This is a genomic window from Levilactobacillus andaensis (genome assembly GCF_016861695.1).
In the GTDB taxonomy this organism is placed as follows: Bacteria; Bacillota; Bacilli; order Lactobacillales; family Lactobacillaceae; genus Levilactobacillus; species Levilactobacillus andaensis.
On record NZ_BOLP01000019.1, the window covers coordinates 37,942 to 58,078 of the forward strand.

Here is a 20,137-nt window from a genome sequence, read left to right on the forward strand (position 1 = left end):
AGACATGTTAATTGCTAGTTACAATCCCCAAGAATTAGGGGACACTTTAATTGTTGTCGTGGCGCAAGATTCCGCTGAACAAGCGCACACGGTGCGGGACAATATTGCCCGTATTTATGATTCAGCGACGGAAAAGACGCTGGGGTACAACTTCCTTGCTATTTCCGAAATTTTACCAGATATCGCTGGTCTGGGCCAAGTTCACTTGTCAGCTGATGACGTGGCAGCCCTAAACGATGCCTTGGAAAACGCTGGCTTTGCCGGTGAATTGGTGGCAGAAACGAGTTCACGCTTTGTTGTGGGCTACGTCAAGACTGCCCATCCCCATCCCGATTCTGACCATTTATTGGTGACGGAAACAGTTGTGGATAACGATGAATCGCTACAAATCGTCAGTGGGTCACCTAACATGCAGGCCGACATTAAGGTCGTTGTGGCCAAGGTGGGCGCGATGATGCCCAATGGTCTCATCATCTGGCCAGGTGAATTACGCGGCGTTGCCAGTAACGGGATGATTTGTTCCGGTCGTGAGCTGGGCTTAGCCAACGCACCACAAAAGCCAGGAGCTTTAATCTTGCCTGATGACTATGAAGTGGGCGAACCGTTTGATTTTGAACGGGGCCAAACTATTTTTAAAGCTTAAGAAACATTACAAAGTGGGTCAGACCTTGTCGTCTACCCGCTTTTTTGTGTACAATAGTATAGACTGACTAGATTGCGTCCGGGCCGAGCCAATGGATTCTAACTAAAGCTGGCAGAAACACCGTCCGCCTAGGCTTTATCAAGGGAAACGTTGGCTAATAGCAGGGGGAACTTACGCGTGACCCTTGGCGGACGCCAGGTTAATTGCCCCATGGCAGCTACTTTTGGGGCATTGGGACACCTTAAATAAAAAATATTTAAAAAATTCAGGGAATGAGTACAGCGGCCGTTTGGGCGGCCTCTCCTCCCGTAATAAAAAGCGATAAGAGTTGCGCTGATCAAGGAGGAAGCAACATGGAACATTATGATGGACCGGCCTTCTACCGGAAATTTCCAGTAGAACCGACCCCTGATGAATTAGAAGACACGACGAACGAACGTGCTCAGCGACAGGTCAAGGAGCGTAAAGCCCGCAATGACCGTATTCGGTTACGTGAAGCACGGCAGAAACCGGCGGCAACACCCGAAAAAAAACAGCCAGTCTCTCCAACTTCAAACGTGAAATCACAACCAACACCGGAAAAGCTGACGACTGGCACGGAAAGTTACCGTCCGTTTCAAGTTACGGCAATTCCCAAGCAACTTCACTGGACGCGGCCAACGTTAGCATCGCGGCGCCGGTATCAACGATTAGTTGCCAGTTTACATAAGAATGATGACAGCTTCTTTTTGTTTGGTCGAGCCGAGGATGCTGATTTACCCACCACAACAATCAATGCTTCGGCTGAGGAAACGCCAACGCCAGCTTCTAAGTCAGAACAACCGGTTGTTAAACATGAAATGAAACCAGCAACTCCCGTTAGTTTAACGGTAACAGCGGCCCATGACGCCAAGGTTCCCGTGCCATTTGTTGCGGCCAATGATACGCCGGTTGTGGAGACGACTGCCAAAGCAGCAACTGTTGAACCGGTTGCTGACGAGAAGTCGGCGATTGAGCCAGCGCCAACTGAAATCTTTTATCCAACGGCACCAGTTGAGGATGACGCCGAAATGGCGGTTGCAGAGACGTCTGAATCAGAAACGACAGTGACATCCGAGTCTGTGGCGGAAACGATTTCGGAAGTGGAAACAGATCAGGCTTCAGAGGCAGAGACGGCTAACGAACGAACAGCAAGTAAAGCTTCTGAAAACTTAACGACGGACGCAGAACCGATTGCCACGCCGGTCAAACCAATCTCCGAAGCGACCTATCTACCGGTCGGGTCGGCTGGAAATACCAGTGACCAACGTCAATCTGAAGCAGTCGACACGAGTGAAGCCATGCCAGTTGATGAGAAGCGTAATGACACCGCCAACATTGCGGCAGCGGATTCTGAACAACCCGCTGAGGTGGCTAAACTTTTAGCACGCGCTGAAGCGGACACGACTAGCGAGTCGACCGTGGATTCAGAGACAGAATCAGCTTCTATTCAAGACATTACTACCGAGACCGATGCCGAAGAGGGGAGTGGGCTTGAAACCACAAACGCCGAGACGACAGCCTCTGAGTCAACACCATCAGTAACGGATAACCCTGTCAAGCCCACAACACCGGCCAAGCCAAAAGCTAAGCCGAGTCGTGGGTTGGGCCATTCGCTGGGTGACATCATGCAAGAAGAAGGCAATGATCAGCGCAACTTAGCGCTCTTTGATCGGCCAACTCCCGCGCCAGTCGAACCAGAAGTCGAAGAGGAGACCGACCGCGGGTATCATTTCCCAGATCTAAGCCTGCTACCGAATCCCATTGTGCCCGATGAAGAAGCCTTGGATGAATGGATCGAACACCAAGCGGAGGTCTTAGATGCCACGCTGAGTGCCTTCCATGTCGACGCGCACGTGACCGACTGGACGGTCGGCCCCACGGTCACTCAGTTCCAGATCAGCCTAGCGCTTGGGGTCAAGGTCAATAAAATCACCAACCTCAATGATGACTTGAAGCTGGCTTTGGCGGCGAAGGACATTCGCATCGAAGCACCAATTCCGGGCAAGACGACGGTCGGCATTGAAATTCCAAATCTGAAGTCCCGGCCAGTCATGCTGTCGGAAATTCTGAATTCAGAAGCCTTTAAGAAGAGTGAATCACCGTTGACCGTGGCTCTCGGGGTCGATTTATTTGGGAAACCTCAGGTCACCGATCTGCGGAAGATGCCACATGGGCTGATTGCCGGGGCTACCGGTTCAGGGAAGAGTGTGTTCATCAACTCCTTACTCCTGTCGATCCTCTACAAGGCCACGCCTAAGCAGGTCAAACTCCTGCTGATCGATCCTAAGGCCGTTGAAATGGCGCCTTACGATGCCTTGCCACACCTGTTGTCGCCCGTGATCTCCGACCCTAAGGCCGCTGCAGCTGCTTTGAAATGGGTCGTGACCGAAATGGACGAACGTTATGAGAAATTAGCCGCTGCCGGCGTGCGGAACATTGAGCAATTCAATGACCGTGCCGATGCCAACGACGAACCCGCCTTGAAGATGCCATACATTGTGATCATTATCGACGAATTGGCCGACTTGATGATGATGGCGGCGAGTGAGGTGCAGGACTACATTGTCCGGATCACGCAAAAGGCCCGGGCCGCAGGGATTCATTTGCTAGTTGCCACCCAACGGCCAAGCGTGGACATTGTGACCGGGACGATTAAAAATAACATCCCGACCCGAATTGCCTTCATGGTTTCCAGTCAGATTGACTCCCGAACTATCTTGGACACGGCGGGGGCCGAAAACTTACTTGGCCGTGGGGATATGCTATATTTGGGTAACGGTGCGAGCCAGCCAATGCGGCTACAAGGGGCCTTTGTCGAATCCGAAGTGGATGCCGTCACGGACTTTGTGCGGACACAGGGCCAGCCTCACTATGCCTTTGAGCCCAAGGGTTTACTGCAACGGGAGACCGCTGAAGAAAACCAAGACGAGCTCTTACCGAAAGTTCTGGACTACATTGCCCAAGAAAAGTCGGTCTCCACGTCTAAACTCCAACGGGTCTTCTCCATTGGCTACAATCGTGCAGCCAATCTGATCGACGACTTGGAGCAGCACCACTACGTTTCGCCTCAACATGGTTCCAAACCACGTGAGGTTTATTTAACACCCGAAGACTTAGGAAAAAAGTTACCGGAACCGCATGACCAGGGTGCACCATTCTCATCTTAGCTTGAATAGTCCTCACGCGTCTTTAATCGCCCAGTTCTTTTATGGGGTGGGGGGATATGCTAAAATGAGAGTAGAGTCACTCGATCGGTCGGGGGGATCAGTGGCCTTTGCCGAAGAGAGTAGAAAAGAGGATCATTTAATGGATAACGCAACGGTGTATCACTTTGTTGGAATTAAAGGATCAGGGATGAGTGCCCTCGCTCTGATTTTGCATGATAAGGGCTTTAAGGTTCAAGGTTCAGATATTACCCAGTACACGTTTACTCAACGTGGCTTGGAACAGGCTGGCATCGACGTCATGGCATTTGACGAAGCCAACATTCACGAGGGATTAACGGTGATTGCCGGGAACTCCTTTACGGATGACCATCCTGAAATCAAGAAGGCTCGTGAAATGGGCCTGCCTGTTTACCGTTACCATGAATTCTTAGGTCACTTGATCGAAGGCTACACGAGTATTGGGGTTGCTGGTGCGCATGGGAAGACCAGTACGACTGGTTTGTTGGCGCACGTCTTGAGTGGTGTGGCCCCAACATCTTATTTGATTGGTGATGGTACTGGGAAGGGAACGCCTAACGCGCGCTTCTTCGTGTACGAAGCCGATGAATACCGGCGTCACTTCCTGGCAACTAAGCCAGACTACGCCATCATGACCAACATTGATTTTGATCACCCCGATTACTACACCGGCATCGATGATGTCTACAGTGCGTTTGAGACTTGGTCCAACCAAGTTAAGAAGGGAATCTTTGCTTGGGGCGATGACCCTGAGTTACGGAAGCTCAAGACCGATGTACCCGTCTACTACTACGGGACCAGCGACCGCGATGACTTCCAGGCGAAGAACATCAAGCGTTCGACGACCGGTTCATCCTTTGACGTTTACCATGACGATGAATTCTTAGGTAACTTTGAAATTCACTTGTACGGCGAACATAACGTGCTGAACAGTTTAGCCGTCATTGCCGTGGCTTACTTTGAAAAGGTCGACATGGACGAAATCAAACGTGAATTGGTCGACTTCAAGGGTGTTAAGCGTCGGTTTACGGAACGTAAGTTAGCTGACATGACCATCATTGATGACTACGCGCACCATCCATCAGAAATCAAGGCCACGTTGGACGCTGCTCGGCAAAAGTATCCGGATAAGGAAATTATTGCCGTCTTCCAACCACATACGTTTAGCCGGACGATTGCGTTGATGGACGACTTCGCCAAGAGCCTGAACTTAGCGGACAAGGTCTTCTTGACCAACATCTTCAGTTCAGCTCGCGAAACGCAAGGCGCAGTCTCCAGTAAGGACTTGGCTGCTAAGATTGTTAAGGGCGGCGAAATTTTGACCGTTGATAACATGTCACCACTGCTGGACTTCCACGACGCCGTGGTCGTCTTCATGGGTGCCGGCGACGTTCAGAAGTACGAACGCTCTTACGAAGAATTACTGAGCCACCTCTCATTGAAGAATAACTAAATTTAAAAACTGAAAATTAGTGATTATAGCGGAATGAAGTGAGCCATTAAAGTTGGACATGGAATTTACGCTGCTTGCTGGATGGCGAGCTCCCGGTGTTTTTCGGGGACTTGCCATCCAGTTTTGTTTTGATTGACGTTTGTTGTAGAAGTTAATCTGGTCGGTTATGGCTTGAATCAAGGCTTCCTTTGCTTTGAATTGCAGAGCCGGAGTGTGGCCAATTCAACCTAGTCTGGTAGCGTAATTAGGTTTGGACCGAAATGGGTGCTTTCACGACTGATTACTTGTGTTTATCGCCAGATTTGATAGAATATATTCAATAAACCCAGAAACTGGTCGTCAAGTTGTGGCGGCTAAGTCGGGAATTGATTGAAAAAAGGAGCGTTTCAATGAACAACTTTGATCAGCAGCCCCGCACAACAGTTAACACCGAGGTTGGCTTAAATGCCTTTCTAACCAAGATGTTTGGATGGATGGGCTTAGCAGTTTTAATTTCCGCCGCTACTGCCTTCGTGATGGCAACGCAATTTAGTGGTGCCGTCCAGAGTCTAAGTCGTGGTGGTTTGTTGTTACCAATCATCGTTTGGTTCATCTTGCCATTCGTGATTAGTGGTCAATCGATGAAACGTCCGACCGTCGCCTTTGTTGGCTTGATGGTATACGCGGTTATCACCGGGATCGTCATTTCGACGTACACATTGTATTACTCGAATGCGTCGATGACCGCCGCCTTCGTTTCCAGTGCTGCCATCTTCATTAGCATGGCTGGTTTCGGGATCTTTACCAAGCGTGACTTGACTAAGTTTGGGACGCAGGCAACCGCCGCTTTAATCGGGGTCATCGTGGCCGTACTTGTCAACGCCTTCCTGGTGAAGAGCGTGATGGTTTCCCTGATTTTCTCAGTGATCACGGTCATCATCTTCGCTGTCTTGACGGCTTGGGACACGCAACGGATGCAAAAGATGTACCTGCAATACGGTGACCAGGTCTCCACGACCGGTTTGGCCGTTAACGGGGCTTTGCAACTGTACTTGGACTTCGTGAACCTGTTCTTACAACTCTTACAAATTTTCGGTATCTTTGGTGGCGGACGCGACTAAACGAACCGTTGAACGTCAGAAGTATTGGGCTTGAACCAATACTTCTTTTTTTATGGTTTCGATTTTCGCCATTTTTTTGGTAAAATAGGGATGGAACGTTTAGCGGTAAAATCAAATACGCCGGCTAAACAAAAATGGCTACATTTCGGATAAACTAAACTACTCGAGTACGGAAAACCAGACTCGAAAGGAGCGTCACATGGCAGAGAAACGATTGTTATTGATTGATGGGAACAGCGTCACCTTCAAGGCCTTCTTCGCGTTGTACACGGCATTAGGCAAATTTACCAACAGCGAGGGGCTGCACACGAATGCCATTTACGGCTTCAACACGATGCTGGAGACCATGCTGGACACGGTCAAGCCCACGCATGCCTTGGTCGCATTTGACGCCGGGAAGACCACTTTCCGGACAAAAATGTATGACAACTACAAGGGCGGCCGGGCGAAGACAGCGCCAGAACTGTCCGAACAATTTCCGTACGTGAAGGAACTCTTGGCGGCCCGGGGCATTCAGACCTATGAATTGCCCGACTATGAGGCCGATGACATTATCGGAACGTTGGCGAAGCAGGCCGAAGACGCCGGGTTTACCACGACCATTGTGACCGGGGACCGCGATTTAACGCAGCTGACCGATGACCACACCACGGTTTCGATTTCCAAGAAGGGCGTCAGTGACATTGAACACTACACGCCAGCTTACGTGAAGGAAAAGATGGGCGTGACGCCCGCTCAAATCATTGATATCAAGGGACTTCAAGGCGATAATTCCGATAACTATCCCGGTGTGACTGGGGTTGGACCTAAGCGGGCCGTTGATTTGATTGGCAAGTACGGGAGCATTGAAAACCTGTACAACCACATCGACGAGATCACGGCCAAGAAGCTTAAGGAACACCTGGTGGAAGACCACGAGCAAGCACTGATGTCGAAAAAATTAGCGACGATTTTGCGGGATGCCCCGGTTGAAAAAAAGGTTGCGGACTTAACCTACGAGGGCGACGACCAAGAAAAACTAGTCGAATTTTATCAACGGATGAACTTCAACCAATTCTTAAGCAAAATGAGCGTGGATGGCGAAGCGCCAACCGCAACGCCAGGCTTAAAGGACGTTGCGTTCACGGTACTTAAAGCCGACAATCTGAGCGATTTGCCAGCCTTTACGGACGGCTGTGAATTCTATCTGGAAATGTTGGATGAAAATTACCATACGGCCCATCTCGATGGTTTTGTCATCGGTGACAAGGACCAGTGGTGGGTCAGCCGCGACGTGACGCTCTTACAGCAAGCGCCATTAAAGGGCTTATTGGAAGCGAGCGACATTAAGAAGCAAGTCTTCGATGCCAAGCGGACGTACGTTGCATTACGGCGGTTAGACATCACGTTGGCCGGCGTCGACTGCGACCTCTTGCTCTGCTCGTATCTACTGAACACCTATGACAACAGTAACGACCTCGGTCGGGTGGCCATGGAACACGGCTATCACCAAGTAGCGACTGATGAGGATGTCTACGGAAAGGGCGCCAAGGCGGCGATTCCAGCCGATGACGTTGATTTCTTCTCCCACCTTGCCAGAAAGGCTCGGGCAATTGAAAGCTTACGGCCTCAGTTATTTAAGGGCTTAGAGGAAAATGAACAGACGCAACTCTACCAAGACATTGAATTACCGATGGCCTTCGTGCTGGCTCGAATGGAAGTGGCCGGTATCACGGTCCAAGCCAGCGAGTTGGAAGCCATGGGCAGCAAGTTTACCGAACAATTGGCCGAAATCGAACAGACGATTTACAACGAAGCCGGCGAAGAATTTAACATTGGCTCGCCCAAGCAACTAGGCCACATTCTTTTTGAAAAGATGGGCTTACCGGCTATCAAGAAGACCAAGACCGGTTATTCGACGGCGGTCGGCGTATTGGAAAAGTTAGCGGCCGAAGCCCCAATTGCGGAAAACATTTTGAAATACCGGAAGATTGCGAAGATTCAGTCGACTTACGTGGAGGGCCTGTTGAAGGTCATTCATCCAGACGACCACAAGGTGCACACCCGCTACCTGCAGACATTGACGCAGACGGGACGATTATCTTCTGTCGACCCGAACTTGCAAAATATTCCCGTCCGGAACGAAGAGGGCCGTGCCATTCGAAAGGCCTTTGTTCCCCGGCACCCCGGCTGGCAGATCTTCTCGTCTGACTATTCTCAAATCGAACTGCGGGTCCTCGCCCACATGAGTCATGACGCCAACATGCAGGAGGCCTTCCGTGAAGGCGAAGACATCCATGCGGCAACGGCACGACGGATCTTTAGAATGGGACCGGACGAAGAGGTCACGCCAAACATTCGGCGGCAGGCCAAGGCCGTTAACTTTGGAATCGTGTACGGCATCAGTGACTTTGGCTTGTCACAAAACATTGGTATCAGCCGGAAGCAGGCCAAGAACTTTATTGATACCTACTTTGAAGAGTATCCCGGCGTGAAGGCCTACACGGAACGTATGGTCCAACAAGCCCATGAATTGGGGTATGTTGAGACGATTGCGCATCGCCGGCGGTATTTGCCAGACATCAACTCCCGGAACTTCAATCAGCGGTCATTTGCCGAACGAACGGCCATGAACACGCCAATTCAGGGGAGCGCGGCTGATATTATTAAGATTGCAATGATTCGGATGGAAGATGCCATCAAGGACATGCAGGCCACGATGTTGCTCCAGGTCCACGATGAGTTGATCTTTGAAGCGCCAGCGGAAGAAATTGAAACATTGGCAAAATTAGTACCGAGTGTGATGGATTCCGCTATCGACTTAGAGATTCCGTTGAAGGTGGAAAGTCACTACGGGCCTACCTGGTACGACGCCAAGTAGGGTAAAAGGAGAGACGGTTTATGCCAGAATTACCAGAAGTTGAAACGGTTCGGCGCGGACTGAATCGGTTAGTGGCCGGTGCTACTATTGACCATGTTGAGGTGTTTTATCCCAAAATGGTCACGCCAGACCGCGATGAGTTCACGGCGGAGTTGATTGGCCGACAGATTGAGCGCATCGACCGGCGGGGCAAGTACCTGCTCTTTCGGTTCAGCGGCGACCTCACGATGGTGTCCCATCTACGGATGGAGGGCAAGTATGATGTCCAACCCGAGGGTAGTTCAGTGACCAAGCATACCCACGTGGTCTTTCACTTGAAGGACGACCGGGAATTGCGGTACACGGATACCCGTAAGTTTGGCCGCATGCAGCTGGTACCAACGGGACAAGAGGCCGAAGCGATGCCGTCGTTAGCTAAAATGGGGCCGGAACCGACCGAAGAAACGTTGACGTTAGCCTATATGCAAACGATTTTTGGCAAATCTCATAAAGTGGTCAAACCCTTTTTACTCGATCAATCGCGAATTGCCGGTCTAGGGAACATCTATGCCGATGAAGTGTTGTGGTTGTCAAAGATCAATCCATTGACGCCAGCTAATGAGTTGACCGAAGCCCAATTGGAAACGTTGCGGCAGAGTATCATTGAGGAAATGGCGTTGGCAATTCAGGGCCACGGAACCACCGTTCACTCGTTCTCCACGGCATTTGGCGAGGCCGGTCAATTCCAAAATCACCTGCACGTCTACGGTCGTGAGGGTGAACCCTGTGAGCGTTGTGGGACCGAAATTGAGAAGATCAAGGTCGCCCAACGCGGCACACATTTCTGCCCGAAGTGTCAGCCGTTACCAGCGGCAGCTTTGGAGGCGTTTGACCGTGACTGAGGTATGGGGATTAACTGGTGGTATTGCGACTGGAAAATCGACCGTGAGCGTCTGGCTGAAAGCGGCGGGGTTACCCGTGATCGATGCCGATGTGATTGCCCGTGAGGTCGTGGCGCCGGGAACCGAGGGCTTACGGCAGATTGCGGCGACCTTTGGCAAATTGTATCTGACGGCGGGTGAGCTTGATCGCAAGCAACTGGGCCAACTGGTCTTTCATGACCCGGCACAGTTGAAACGACTCGAAGTCATCACGACACCACTGATTCAAGCCGAGATTCAACGACAACTAGCAGGCTATCGTCAAAAGAAAGTTTCCGTCGTTATCATTGATGCGCCAACTTTCTTTGAGTCGGGTTACCTTGAAGCATTGACCGATCACGTGATGGTGGTGGCAACGGATGTGGCCACACAAAAACGCCGACTAATGGCGCGCGACCAGCTTTCAGCGGATGACGCTCAAGCTCGAATGGACCGGCAGTGGCCGATTGAAAAGAAGGCCGCCCGCGCAACCGTTGTCATTGATAACGGGGGAACGATTGCCGAAACGCGTCAACAAGTGGTAAAATGGCTTGACATGAGCAACTTAAAGTAAATGTTGGTGTGTCCTGCGCCTTACCGGTCGGCAGATGTGGGCTGGAACGGTGCGAACACAACTTGAAGTCTCGAAAATCGCGAGTCTTCAAGATTGGTTTTCTACTAAGCTGGCGAAGAACGCCGACCAAGTAGAATGACGCGCCTGAGCCCATATCTGCCGACCTCTCGGCTTACATTCATGTTCTATGGCAGTTTTGATGATAATTGGAAAGTTGTTACAGGGTATGTTGTGAGCGTTTGGGATGAATGGTTCTGACCCTCATTCTGGTAACGAGCAATCAGAGCTGGAGGAGGCCAGGGATGCAGCCAGCCGTGGTAATATTGATAGCTGGCCGTTGGCTAGCTATCAATATGGGCGACTTTGGAGACGCGCGGTCTATGCGTGACTTCAAAGCGAGCGAGAAGACTGGTGGTTTTTCCAGTCTGAAGCGTCCCCACAGCAGGCGAAATCCCTGGCAGCCGCAGTGCGGCCAATCAACACAATTTAGTATTTGACAATGATGAGAGAGAATTAAATTTAGCGAGGTGACCAAATATGCAGTGTCCACACTGCCATCATAACGGATCACGGGTCGTTGATAGTCGGCCCACCGACGACGGTCGGGTAATCCGTCGGCGCCGTGAGTGTGAGAGCTGCGGCTTTCGGTTCACGACATTTGAGCGGGTCGAAGTGACTCCTCTGTTGGTAATCAAGAAGAATGGGACGCGGGAAGAATTTAACCGTGAAAAAATTCTGAAGGGCATCATTCGCTCGGCTGAGAAGCGACCGGTGGGAATGGATGTCATGACCGACATTGTCGATAGCGTCGAAAATAAGATTCGCGCGTTGGGCGTCAATGAGATTTCCAGTCAGTTGATTGGGGAGTACGTGATGGACAAACTGGTCGACGTTGACGAGATTGCTTATATTCGGTTTGCCAGTGTTTATCGGCAATTCAAGGATACCGGTGTCTTCTTTAACGAACTGAAGGATATGCTCGATAAAGACAAAGAAAAGGCTAAAAAAGAATCAAACGGGCAAAGTGAGGCGAAGTAGGGTATGGAAGATTCCTGGCACCAATTGAAGCCCAAGGCCGGTTTTACGGTGCGGGTAAACGGTCGCATCAGTGACCTGAGTTGGCAAACGTTGACCCAACTCTACCAGCCCATCATGGGACCGAGTGCCGCAGGGCTCTTCTCGGCCCTTTTTTGGCTACCAAATCGGGGAACCTATCAACGACATACCACGTTGTTGGCGGCAATGAGCTTAGACCTGGAACACTTTTACGAGGCTCGGATTCGACTAGAGGCTACCGGACTATTGACGACTAAGGTGACCACCCAAGATGACCTAATGGGATTCATTTACGAGTTACACGCGCCCTTAGCACCGGCTGCTTTCTTTAAGGATGACTTGCTCAGTGTTCAATTACTGGGGGTCATTGGCGAAGAGATGTATCAGCAGTTGATTTCGACGAATATGCCAACGGTGGCACCGCTGGCCAATGAAAAAGACGTGACGAAGAACTTCCTAGAGGTTTTTCACGTGGATGGTCAGGAGTTGAACGATTTGCCCACGGCCATTACGAACGGTCGGCAACGGCTGACAAAAGCGCCCAAGAGTCCAGTTTTGTCGGCTAATGATGAGCCGGAATTTGATTTCAAACTGTTGGGTGAGATTTTAGAGCACTCGTTCATTGATACGCGTGCGGTTCAAGCCAATCGCCAACTGTTATTGACCGAACATGTGACCTACGGGTTAGATGAGGTCACTATGGCGCGTTATGTGGGTGAAGCTACCGACTTGGCAACGAATCAGTTTGACGCGGAGGCGTTTAAACGCATCGTTGCGCAGCATTTTGGTCAGCCACGCCGGGGTGTAGCGCCGGTGAAAGCAACTCCAACGCCGGCTGCGACCACGACCGGCACGCCGACGTCCGCCGAACAAGCGTTGATCAAGGTGGCCACGGCGACGGCACCAGCGGTCTTTTTACAGGCTATCAAACAGAAGAACGGTGGATTCGTCACGGATGGGGAACAACGTATCGTGCGCGACTTGGTTAGCCGCCAGCTGTTCCCAGAGGCCGTTTTAAACCTCATGATCTATCACGTTTTGGTTGATGAGGATAAGCCGACGTTAAATAAAAATCTACTAGATACGATTGCTAACGACTGGAGTAAGGCCAAGGTCAATACGCCTCAGTTAGCGATTCAGAAGATTCGTGAGCGGCAACGAGCTGCGAGTCAGCCGCGCAAGTCGCGGAACCGTCAGCCAACGGTGAAGGAAACCTTGCCAGACTGGGCGAAAAAGCCAGCGGCTGAGACGCCAACGGCAACCACTGCCAAGTTATCTACGGAGCAACAGCAGCGGTTACAGGAGCGCATTGCGAAGCTTAAAGAGAACCGCCAATCAGGAAAGGAGGACTAACCCATGGAAGATCTCAGTAAAACCATGCAGCAGCTGATGAATCAGCGCCATTTAAACGATAACTACCGTCAATTGATGGACAAAGTCTACGCAGATCCGCAGGTTACCCAGTTCTATCACGACCATCAAGCGGAATTGGCAGAAGACGTGATGACGCGTTCGGCAGCGAAACTCTATGAATTTGTGAGCGAACGGGAAAAATTAGCGAAGGGGGGCACGACCTTTGCAACGGGATACGAACCGCAACTGATCGTGTCGAATCACCTTATCGACGTTGCCTACGTGCCAACAGTCGAAACGCAGGAAAAGCAGGCCCAACAAGCATTGCGCCAACGGGTCAAGTCGATTGCCATGCCGAAAAATATTCGGGATGCCAGCCTGACCGAATTTGACCAGGACGCCGATCGTGCGGAAGCCTTGATGGCGGTCTTAGACTTTAAGGATGCCTATGAAGCGAGCCCCAAGCGTCGCCACCAGGCCTTATATTTAGCCGGAAGTTTTGGCGTGGGTAAGACCTACCTGCTGGCCGCATTGGCCAATGAGTTAGCAACGGATGGGTTCTCCAGCACGTTAGTTCACTTCCCGAGTTTTGCGGTCGAAATGAAAAACTCAATTGCCAAAAACGGCGTGGCCGATAAGCTAGATGCTCTGAAGAAGGCGCCCGTCCTCATGATCGATGACATTGGGGCGGATGCCATGTCCGCCTGGGTCCGTGACGACATTCTCGGCGTTATTTTGGAATACCGGATGCAAGAGGAATTGCCAACGTTCTTTAGTTCGAATTTTTCCATGCAACAATTGGAGACGGAACACCTGCGCATCTCAACGCGGGGGGATGATGAACCACTGAAGGCCCAGCGCCTGATGCAGCGAATCCGCTTCTTAGCCCGTGAAATCACAATGGTCGGCGTCAACCGGCGGCCGCAATAAGCTTGGATTCCGCCTTGCCGGCCTCTCGGCTTACACGGTCACTCTATGAACACCATAAGTATGACTGATCATAATGTTTGTCACCAACTGAACGGTCAGTGTAGTGTCCGGTTAATTTCAATATTTGTTATGGTTGAGAGGTTGAGAGCAAGCCAGAGCCGGAGGCGGCCAGGGATGTAGCCAGCTGTGTCGACGATGTTAGGCGGGGTATTTTCCCGGCTTACATCGTGGGACGACCTGAGAGACACGTGTTCTTCGTGGCTTTCAGGCGAGGCGTAAGCCTGGTCCTTAGGCTGGAGCCGTTCCCCATAGCAGGCGGAATCCCTGGTGGCCGCAGTGCGGTAATTTCACAGCAACAATCTTGAACAAATTCTCTGTCAGTGCTTGACAACTTTCACTGGCAAGTGTTTAATAGTCAATGAAACCAAGAAGAGCTATGACGAAAGACATGGTGCTTGCGGGATCGTTCACAGGAAGAGTTGGCCTAGCTTGGAAGCCGACTTAGCGACCGCAAACATTACCGCTTTCCCCAGCTGTCGAAAGGAAATTTTCGGCCGGTTCGTTCCGTTATCGACGATTAGAGTTCACGGGGGTAGTCTCGTGAAAAATATCGGGTGGAACCACGTTATTGACGTCCCCAGTGCCTATTTAGTTAGGTGCTGGGGACTTTTTGCGTCGATGACCATCCAAAAATCAATGAGGGAGATCATAATTATGGCAGATATTTCAATCAAATTCCCTGACGGTAAAGCAAAAGCCTTTCCAGAAGGGTCAACGCCCGAAGACGTTGCCAAGTCTATTTCCATCAGTTTAGCAAAGAAGGCCGTTGCCGCTAAGTTAGACGGCAAACTGGTCGACTACTTGACCCCACTCGCTGGTGACGGTGCCATTGAGATCATCACGAAGGACAGCGACGAAGGCTTAAGCGTTCTGCGGAACACGACTGCCGCATTGCTACGGATTGCCTTGAAGAAGGAATTCCCAGCCATTCGTTTGGGTGAAGTTAGTGCTGACGAAGACGGGTTCTTCGTGGATACTGACAAGGATGACCAACAAGTGAGCGTTGATGAACTGGACGCCTTAGCTGTGATCGTTGAAAAATTGATCAGTGACAAGTTGCCTATCGACCGGATCTCATTGAGCAAGGCTGACGCTTTAACCGCTGCCAAGGACGATCCTTACACGACGGAATTGATCAATGCCGTTGATGGCGATGCCGTTTCCTTCTTGAAGATCGGTGACCACCAAGTCTTAAGCGATGGTGCTCAATTAGCCAACACGGGTGACGTGAAGAAGTTCAAGTTACTCTCCGTTGCTGGTGCTTACTGGCAAGGCAAGTCCTCAAACCCAATGCTCCAACGGATCTACGGGACGGCCTTCTACAAGCAAGCTGACTTGGATGCCGACTTAGTTAAGCGTCAAGAAGCTCATGACCGTGACCACCGTGTCATTGGGAATCAACTGGACTTGTTCTTCGTTGATCCTAAGGTCGGTGCCGGCTTACCTTACTGGATGCCAAACGGTGCCACGATTCGTCGGACCATCGAACGTTACATCATCGACAAGGAAGTTGCTAACGGTTACCAACACGTTTACACGCCAGTTCTGGCTAATCTGGATCTGTACAAGCAATCCGGTCACTGGGCCCACTACCGTGAAGACATGTTCCCACCAATGGACATGGGTGATGGCGAACAACTTGAATTGCGGCCAATGAACTGCCCAAGCCATATTCAAATTTACAACCACCACATCCGTTCTTACCGCGAATTGCCATTACGGATTGCCGAATTAGGGATGATGCACCGTTACGAAAAGTCCGGTGCCCTGAGTGGTCTGCAACGGGTTCGTGAAATGACCTTGAACGATGGTCACACGTTCGTTGCCCCAGAACAAATTCAAGATGAATTCAAGAGCATCCTGGACTTGATGGTTAAGGTTTACAATGACTTTGACATCAAGGACTACACGTTCCGTCTGAGCTACCGTGACCCTAAGAACACGGAAAAGTACTTCGATGATGACGAAATGTGGAACAACGCGCAAAAGATGTTGAAGGGTGCCATGGATGACCTTGGCTTGCCTTACGTTGAAGCCGAAGGGGAAGCTGCCTTCTACGGTCCTAAGTTGGACGTTCAAACGAAGACGGCTCTTGGGAACGAAGAAACGCTCTCAACCATCCAATTGGACTTCATGTTGCCAGAACGTTTCGACTTACACTACGTCGGTGCCGATGGTGAAGAACATCGTCCAGTTATGATTCACCGTGGCTTGGTTTCAACGATGGAACGGTTCACCGCTTACCTGACTGAAATCTACAAGGGTGCTTTCCCAACTTGGTTGGCACCTAAGCAAGTTACCATCATTCCTGTTTCCGAAGAAAAGCATGGTGCTTACGCTGACAAGTTAGCTGCTGAATTAAAGGCTGCTGATGTTCGGGTCAATGTCGACAAGCGTGGTGAAAAGATGGGTTACCTGATTCGGGACGCCCAAACGCACAAGATTCCATACACGTTGGTTGTTGGTGAAGACGAAATGGCTAATGGGACTGTTTCTGTACGTAAGTATGGGGAAGATAACAGTGAATCCATGAGCAGTGACGCCTTCGTCAAGGAAATCTTAGGCGATATCGCTACTTACAGTCGCGAAGAAAACTAAATTTAACTTGGTGTTGAGAACGAAAGTGGTTCTCGAAACTAAATAATATAGTAGAAAACGGGGTCGCTAATTTAGCGGCTCCGTTTTCTTTAGGTAGAGTGTCACGTTGAGAAGTGGTAGTGTAGTTAATAGAGTTGCCTAATAGAACCCATTGACAAAATTCGTCGATGGTTATGCGTTGACGTATCTGAGGTGACTAAAGCGTATTTCAGAAGGAAGATGGTAAGCGTGTCACAGCCAAAAACAAACGTACTTGCCGTGACGATAGCAATTTACGTGGCAACGTTCGTGAGCGCCATTGAGGGGACCATTGTGTCAACGGCCCTGCCTACGATTGTGGGAAATCTCCATGGCGTTGCGTTGATGAATTGGGTATTTTCGATTTACTTGCTGGCTACTGCGATGGTAACGCCGATTTATGGCAAACTCGCCGATGTGATCGGCCGTAAACCAATCATGCAGTTTGGCCTGGGGGTGTTTATCGTGGGGTCAGCGATGAGTGGCCTGGCCTCTAGTATGCCGGTACTGATTTTCTGGCGAGCGATTCAAGGGATTGGGGCGGGGGCCTTGCTGCCAGTCTCGATGACGATCATTGCCGACATCTATTCGATTGAAAAACGGGCGAAAATTTTGGGCATCACCAACTCCGCATGGGGAATTGCGGCGGTGTTGGCACCTTTACTGGGTGGAATCATTATCGATAAGCTCAGCTGGCACTGGATTTTCTTCATTAACATTCCGATTGGGCTAATTACCATGATATTATTTCAATTATACTTACATGAACCCAAGCGACAACGGACGGAGAGCATCGATTATCTGGGGAGCTTTTGGCTGATGCTGTGTCTGCTCAGTCTGATGCTAAGTTTTCAAGTGCTCAGCAACCAGCCAATTGTCTGGGCGGGCTTCATTGGTGGCCTGGTCATCAGTGTCGTTAGCTTGATTCTATTCGTGCGGCGAGAGAAACGAGCGGTCGACCCGATCATTTCGCTGGAGTTGTTTAAGAATCGGCCGTTCATCGTACAAAATGGGATTGCCGCGTTGATCAATGGCTATCTGATGGCATTGACGGTCTACGTGCCGACCTGGGGCCAAGGGCTTCATGGCGTCTCTGCTTCGGAGGCCGGGTTAGCCTTAACTCCGAACTCATTGATGTGGGTCGTCGGGGCCTTTGCAACGAGTTACTTCTTAGCGCGGTGGACCCCTCGACGAATCCTGTATTTTAGTCTCTCTTTCATCTTAGTTGCGGGCTTAGCGTTGGCCATATTGCCCATGCAGGCGCCGTTTGGCTGGTTCTTTATCATCACAGCGGTCAATGGCTTTGGTTTCGGAATTGCCATGACAACGACCACCCTGACATCTCAGCGCTTAGTCTCGGCTGAAAATGTCGGCGTGGCAACCTCATTTAATACACTGGGACGGACGATTGGGCAAACCCTGATGGTCTCCATTTTCGGCATCATCCTGAACACGGGGATGCAGCAGGGCATCACGCATTCTGCGGGAACGAGCATGGCGATGATGAATCGTTTGATCAATCCGCAGACGGCAAGTGGCCTGCCAGAAAAGTTGTTGCCAACCTTGCGACAAATCCTGTATAATGGATTGCATTGGGTTTACGTGATTGGTTTTGTTATCGTTGTGCTGACCTTTGTCATTAACCGGTTGGATCATAGCAACCAGGTTTTGGGCAGTGGGGCAACCGACGATTAGCCGACCGTAAAGCCAGCGGGTTTTCTGAAAAACTATGAAACACCCGTTGACATGAAACGGGCTAGCTGGTATGATGGTTAAGTTGAGAAATTAAGCAGAGGCTTCCGCTTCTCGCCTTATGACGCAGGTTATTGGGCTGGATATGCACGTTATCTAATCTTTTAGATTGGATTTTGGTGCGGGAGCCGTTTGATTTTCATCAAAGGTTCCCGCATTTTTTTGTGAGTGAGATTTCTGCAGTTCTCGAGATTATTTTGGAGGTGGATTACCATAGCAAACGACACGATTGTCAACGAGGGGATTCGCGCACGCGAAGTTCGATTGATTGCCGGCGACGGTGAACAATTGGGTATTAAGTCTAAGCAAGAAGCTTTGCAGATTGCTGAAGACGCTAACCTCGATTTAGTTTTGGTTGCACCGAAAGCTAAGCCACCAGTAGCCCGGATCATGGACTACGGGAAATACCGCTTTGAGTTGCAAAAGAAGCAACGCGAAGCTCGTAAAAAGCAAAAAGTGATCAGTGTCAAAGAAGTACGGCTCAGCCCTACGATTGATACCAACGACTTTAACACCAAGCTGAAGAACGCTAAGAAGTTCTTGGCCAAGGGTGAAAAAGTTCGGGTCTCAATTCGTTTCAAGGGTCGGGCAATTACGCATAAGGACATTGGTCGTGAGGTGCTCAACCGGATGGCTCAGGAAACTTCTGACGTCGCTACTGTTGAACAACGGCCAAAGATGGATGGTCGCAGCATGTTCCTCATGTTGTCACCCATCGCTGAGAATAAGTAATTGATTGGGTAGCCTAGCTACCGATTTAAGGAGGATATTTCGTATTATGCCAAAGATGAAGACTAACCGCGCCGCAGCTAAGCGTTTCAAAGTAACTGCCAAGGGCGGTATCAAGAGTGCCAACGCATACACGTCTCACCGTTTCCACGGTAAGACCAAGAAGCAACGCCGGAACCTTCGTGGTACCCGGATGATGAACGAAACGACCATCAAGACTTACCACGCACTTTTACAAAAGTAAGCCGGTCACTAATTTTTCGGGTCGACGAAATGTCGACATAATGTTTGAATTGATTTAGGAGGAAAAGATTATGCCACGAGTTAAAGGCGGTACTGTTACACGCGCACGTCGCAAAAAGGTTTTAAAGTTAGCTAAGGGTTACCGTGGTTCTAAGCACCGTTTATTTAAGGTAGCTAAGGACCAAGTCATGAAGGGCCGTCAATACGCCTTCCGTGACCGTAAAGCTACGAAGCGTAACTTCCGTAAGCTTTGGATTGCCCGGATCAACGCAGCAGCCCGGATGAACGGTCTGAGCTACAGCAAGTTGATGCACGGCTTGAAGTTAGCCAACATTGACGTTAACCGGAAGATGTTAGCCGACTTAGCAGTTAACGATGCTAGTGCTTTCACTGCATTAGCTGACCAAGCTAAAGAAGCATTGGCTGCTTAATTCAGTTAATGATTAAAGGGACTTCGCGTATGCGAGGTCTTTTTTATTAGCCCACCACTGGCAACGCTTTTCGGTGATTGGCGACATTGTGTTGCTTTCGCCTTACCGGCCGCCAGATATGGGCTGGAACGGTGCGGGTACAACTTGAAGCCTCGAAGGTCGCGAGTCTTCAAGCTTGGCCTTCTACTAAGCTGGCAAAATACGCCAACTAAGTAGAACGACGCGCCTGAGC

General features: G+C 50.4%; 15 protein-coding genes and 1 other annotated feature. All 15 genes read left to right on the top strand.

Annotated elements, in window-relative coordinates; translation table 11 throughout:
• Positions 1 to 4 precede the first annotated feature (4 nt).
• The 15 genes from ytpR to rplT all read left to right on the top strand — a co-directional run bounded on the left by ytpR (position 5) and on the right by rplT (position 19,905).
• Positions 5 to 643: a YtpR family tRNA-binding protein gene (ytpR, locus tag JUF10_RS12255; protein ID WP_203642749.1), complete on the top strand. Its 639-nt coding sequence runs from the start codon at positions 5 to 7 to the stop codon at positions 641 to 643.
• 353 nt (positions 644 to 996) lie between these two features.
• Positions 997 to 3,831: a DNA translocase FtsK gene (locus JUF10_RS12260; RefSeq protein WP_203642756.1), complete on the top strand. Its 2,835-nt coding sequence runs from the start codon at positions 997 to 999 to the stop codon at positions 3,829 to 3,831.
• A gap of 139 nt (positions 3,832 to 3,970) precedes the next feature.
• Positions 3,971 to 5,302, top strand: a complete 1,332-nt coding sequence (murC, locus tag JUF10_RS12265; RefSeq protein WP_203642795.1) for a UDP-N-acetylmuramate--L-alanine ligase — start codon at positions 3,971 to 3,973, stop codon at positions 5,300 to 5,302.
• A gap of 389 nt (positions 5,303 to 5,691) precedes the next feature.
• Positions 5,692 to 6,402, top strand: a complete 711-nt coding sequence (locus JUF10_RS12270) for a Bax inhibitor-1/YccA family protein (RefSeq protein ID WP_203642758.1) — start codon at positions 5,692 to 5,694, stop codon at positions 6,400 to 6,402.
• Between the two features lie 199 nt (positions 6,403 to 6,601).
• On the top strand, positions 6,602 to 9,262 hold the full coding sequence (gene polA, locus JUF10_RS12275; protein WP_203642759.1) for a DNA polymerase I: 2,661 nt from the start codon (positions 6,602 to 6,604) through the stop codon (positions 9,260 to 9,262).
• Between the two features lie 20 nt (positions 9,263 to 9,282).
• Positions 9,283 to 10,143: a bifunctional DNA-formamidopyrimidine glycosylase/DNA-(apurinic or apyrimidinic site) lyase gene (mutM, locus tag JUF10_RS12280; RefSeq protein WP_203642760.1), complete on the top strand. Its 861-nt coding sequence runs from the start codon at positions 9,283 to 9,285 to the stop codon at positions 10,141 to 10,143.
• Entirely contained in the window at positions 10,136 to 10,735 is a 600-nt protein-coding gene (gene coaE, locus JUF10_RS12285; protein WP_203642761.1) for a dephospho-CoA kinase, read from the top strand. The genes mutM and coaE overlap by 8 nt, the downstream gene beginning before the upstream one ends.
• A gap of 537 nt (positions 10,736 to 11,272) precedes the next feature.
• Positions 11,273 to 11,773, top strand: coding sequence for a transcriptional regulator NrdR (gene nrdR / locus JUF10_RS12290; RefSeq protein WP_048731935.1), 501 nt, complete (start codon positions 11,273 to 11,275; stop codon positions 11,771 to 11,773).
• Between the two features lie 3 nt (positions 11,774 to 11,776).
• Positions 11,777 to 13,144, top strand: a complete 1,368-nt coding sequence (locus tag JUF10_RS12295) for a replication initiation and membrane attachment family protein (RefSeq protein WP_203642762.1) — start codon at positions 11,777 to 11,779, stop codon at positions 13,142 to 13,144.
• A gap of 3 nt (positions 13,145 to 13,147) precedes the next feature.
• On the top strand, positions 13,148 to 14,074 hold the full coding sequence (gene dnaI / locus JUF10_RS12300; RefSeq protein WP_048731931.1) for a primosomal protein DnaI: 927 nt from the start codon (positions 13,148 to 13,150) through the stop codon (positions 14,072 to 14,074).
• A gap of 714 nt (positions 14,075 to 14,788) precedes the next feature.
• Complete coding sequence (thrS, locus tag JUF10_RS12305; protein ID WP_203642763.1) at positions 14,789 to 16,732, top strand: threonine--tRNA ligase; 1,944 nt, start codon at positions 14,789 to 14,791, stop codon at positions 16,730 to 16,732.
• Positions 16,733 to 16,960: 228 nt separating this feature from the next.
• Positions 16,961 to 18,445, top strand: coding sequence for an MDR family MFS transporter (locus JUF10_RS12310; protein WP_203642764.1), 1,485 nt, complete (start codon positions 16,961 to 16,963; stop codon positions 18,443 to 18,445).
• 86 nt (positions 18,446 to 18,531) lie between these two features.
• Positions 18,532 to 18,672 (top strand) — a sequence feature (ribosomal protein L20 leader region).
• 37 nt (positions 18,673 to 18,709) lie between these two features.
• On the top strand, positions 18,710 to 19,234 hold the full coding sequence (gene infC, locus JUF10_RS12315; protein ID WP_235805876.1) for a translation initiation factor IF-3: 525 nt from the start codon (positions 18,710 to 18,712) through the stop codon (positions 19,232 to 19,234).
• Positions 19,235 to 19,280: 46 nt separating this feature from the next.
• Positions 19,281 to 19,475 carry a 50S ribosomal protein L35 gene (gene rpmI, locus JUF10_RS12320; RefSeq protein ID WP_203642769.1) on the top strand — a complete coding sequence of 65 codons (195 nt, stop codon included), beginning with the start codon at positions 19,281 to 19,283 and terminating at the stop codon, positions 19,473 to 19,475.
• Positions 19,476 to 19,545: 70 nt separating this feature from the next.
• Positions 19,546 to 19,905, top strand: coding sequence for a 50S ribosomal protein L20 (gene rplT / locus JUF10_RS12325; RefSeq protein WP_048731924.1), 360 nt, complete (start codon positions 19,546 to 19,548; stop codon positions 19,903 to 19,905).
• Positions 19,906 to 20,137 lie beyond the last annotated feature (232 nt).

Coding starts and splice junctions, on each gene's coding strand:
- JUF10_RS12260 (WP_203642756.1), top strand. CDS start 997: ATGGAACATTATGATGGACCGGCCTTCTACCGGAAATTTCCAGTAGAA.
- dnaI (WP_048731931.1), top strand. CDS start 13,148: ATGGAAGATCTCAGTAAAACCATGCAGCAGCTGATGAATCAGCGCCAT.
- rplT (WP_048731924.1), top strand. CDS start 19,546: ATGCCACGAGTTAAAGGCGGTACTGTTACACGCGCACGTCGCAAAAAG.
- ytpR (WP_203642749.1), top strand. CDS start 5: ATGTTAATTGCTAGTTACAATCCCCAAGAATTAGGGGACACTTTAATT.
- mutM (WP_203642760.1), top strand. CDS start 9,283: ATGCCAGAATTACCAGAAGTTGAAACGGTTCGGCGCGGACTGAATCGG.
- nrdR (WP_048731935.1), top strand. CDS start 11,273: ATGCAGTGTCCACACTGCCATCATAACGGATCACGGGTCGTTGATAGT.
- thrS (WP_203642763.1), top strand. CDS start 14,789: ATGGCAGATATTTCAATCAAATTCCCTGACGGTAAAGCAAAAGCCTTT.
- JUF10_RS12295 (WP_203642762.1), top strand. CDS start 11,777: ATGGAAGATTCCTGGCACCAATTGAAGCCCAAGGCCGGTTTTACGGTG.
- rpmI (WP_203642769.1), top strand. CDS start 19,281: ATGCCAAAGATGAAGACTAACCGCGCCGCAGCTAAGCGTTTCAAAGTA.
- polA (WP_203642759.1), top strand. CDS start 6,602: ATGGCAGAGAAACGATTGTTATTGATTGATGGGAACAGCGTCACCTTC.
- JUF10_RS12270 (WP_203642758.1), top strand. CDS start 5,692: ATGAACAACTTTGATCAGCAGCCCCGCACAACAGTTAACACCGAGGTT.
- murC (WP_203642795.1), top strand. CDS start 3,971: ATGGATAACGCAACGGTGTATCACTTTGTTGGAATTAAAGGATCAGGG.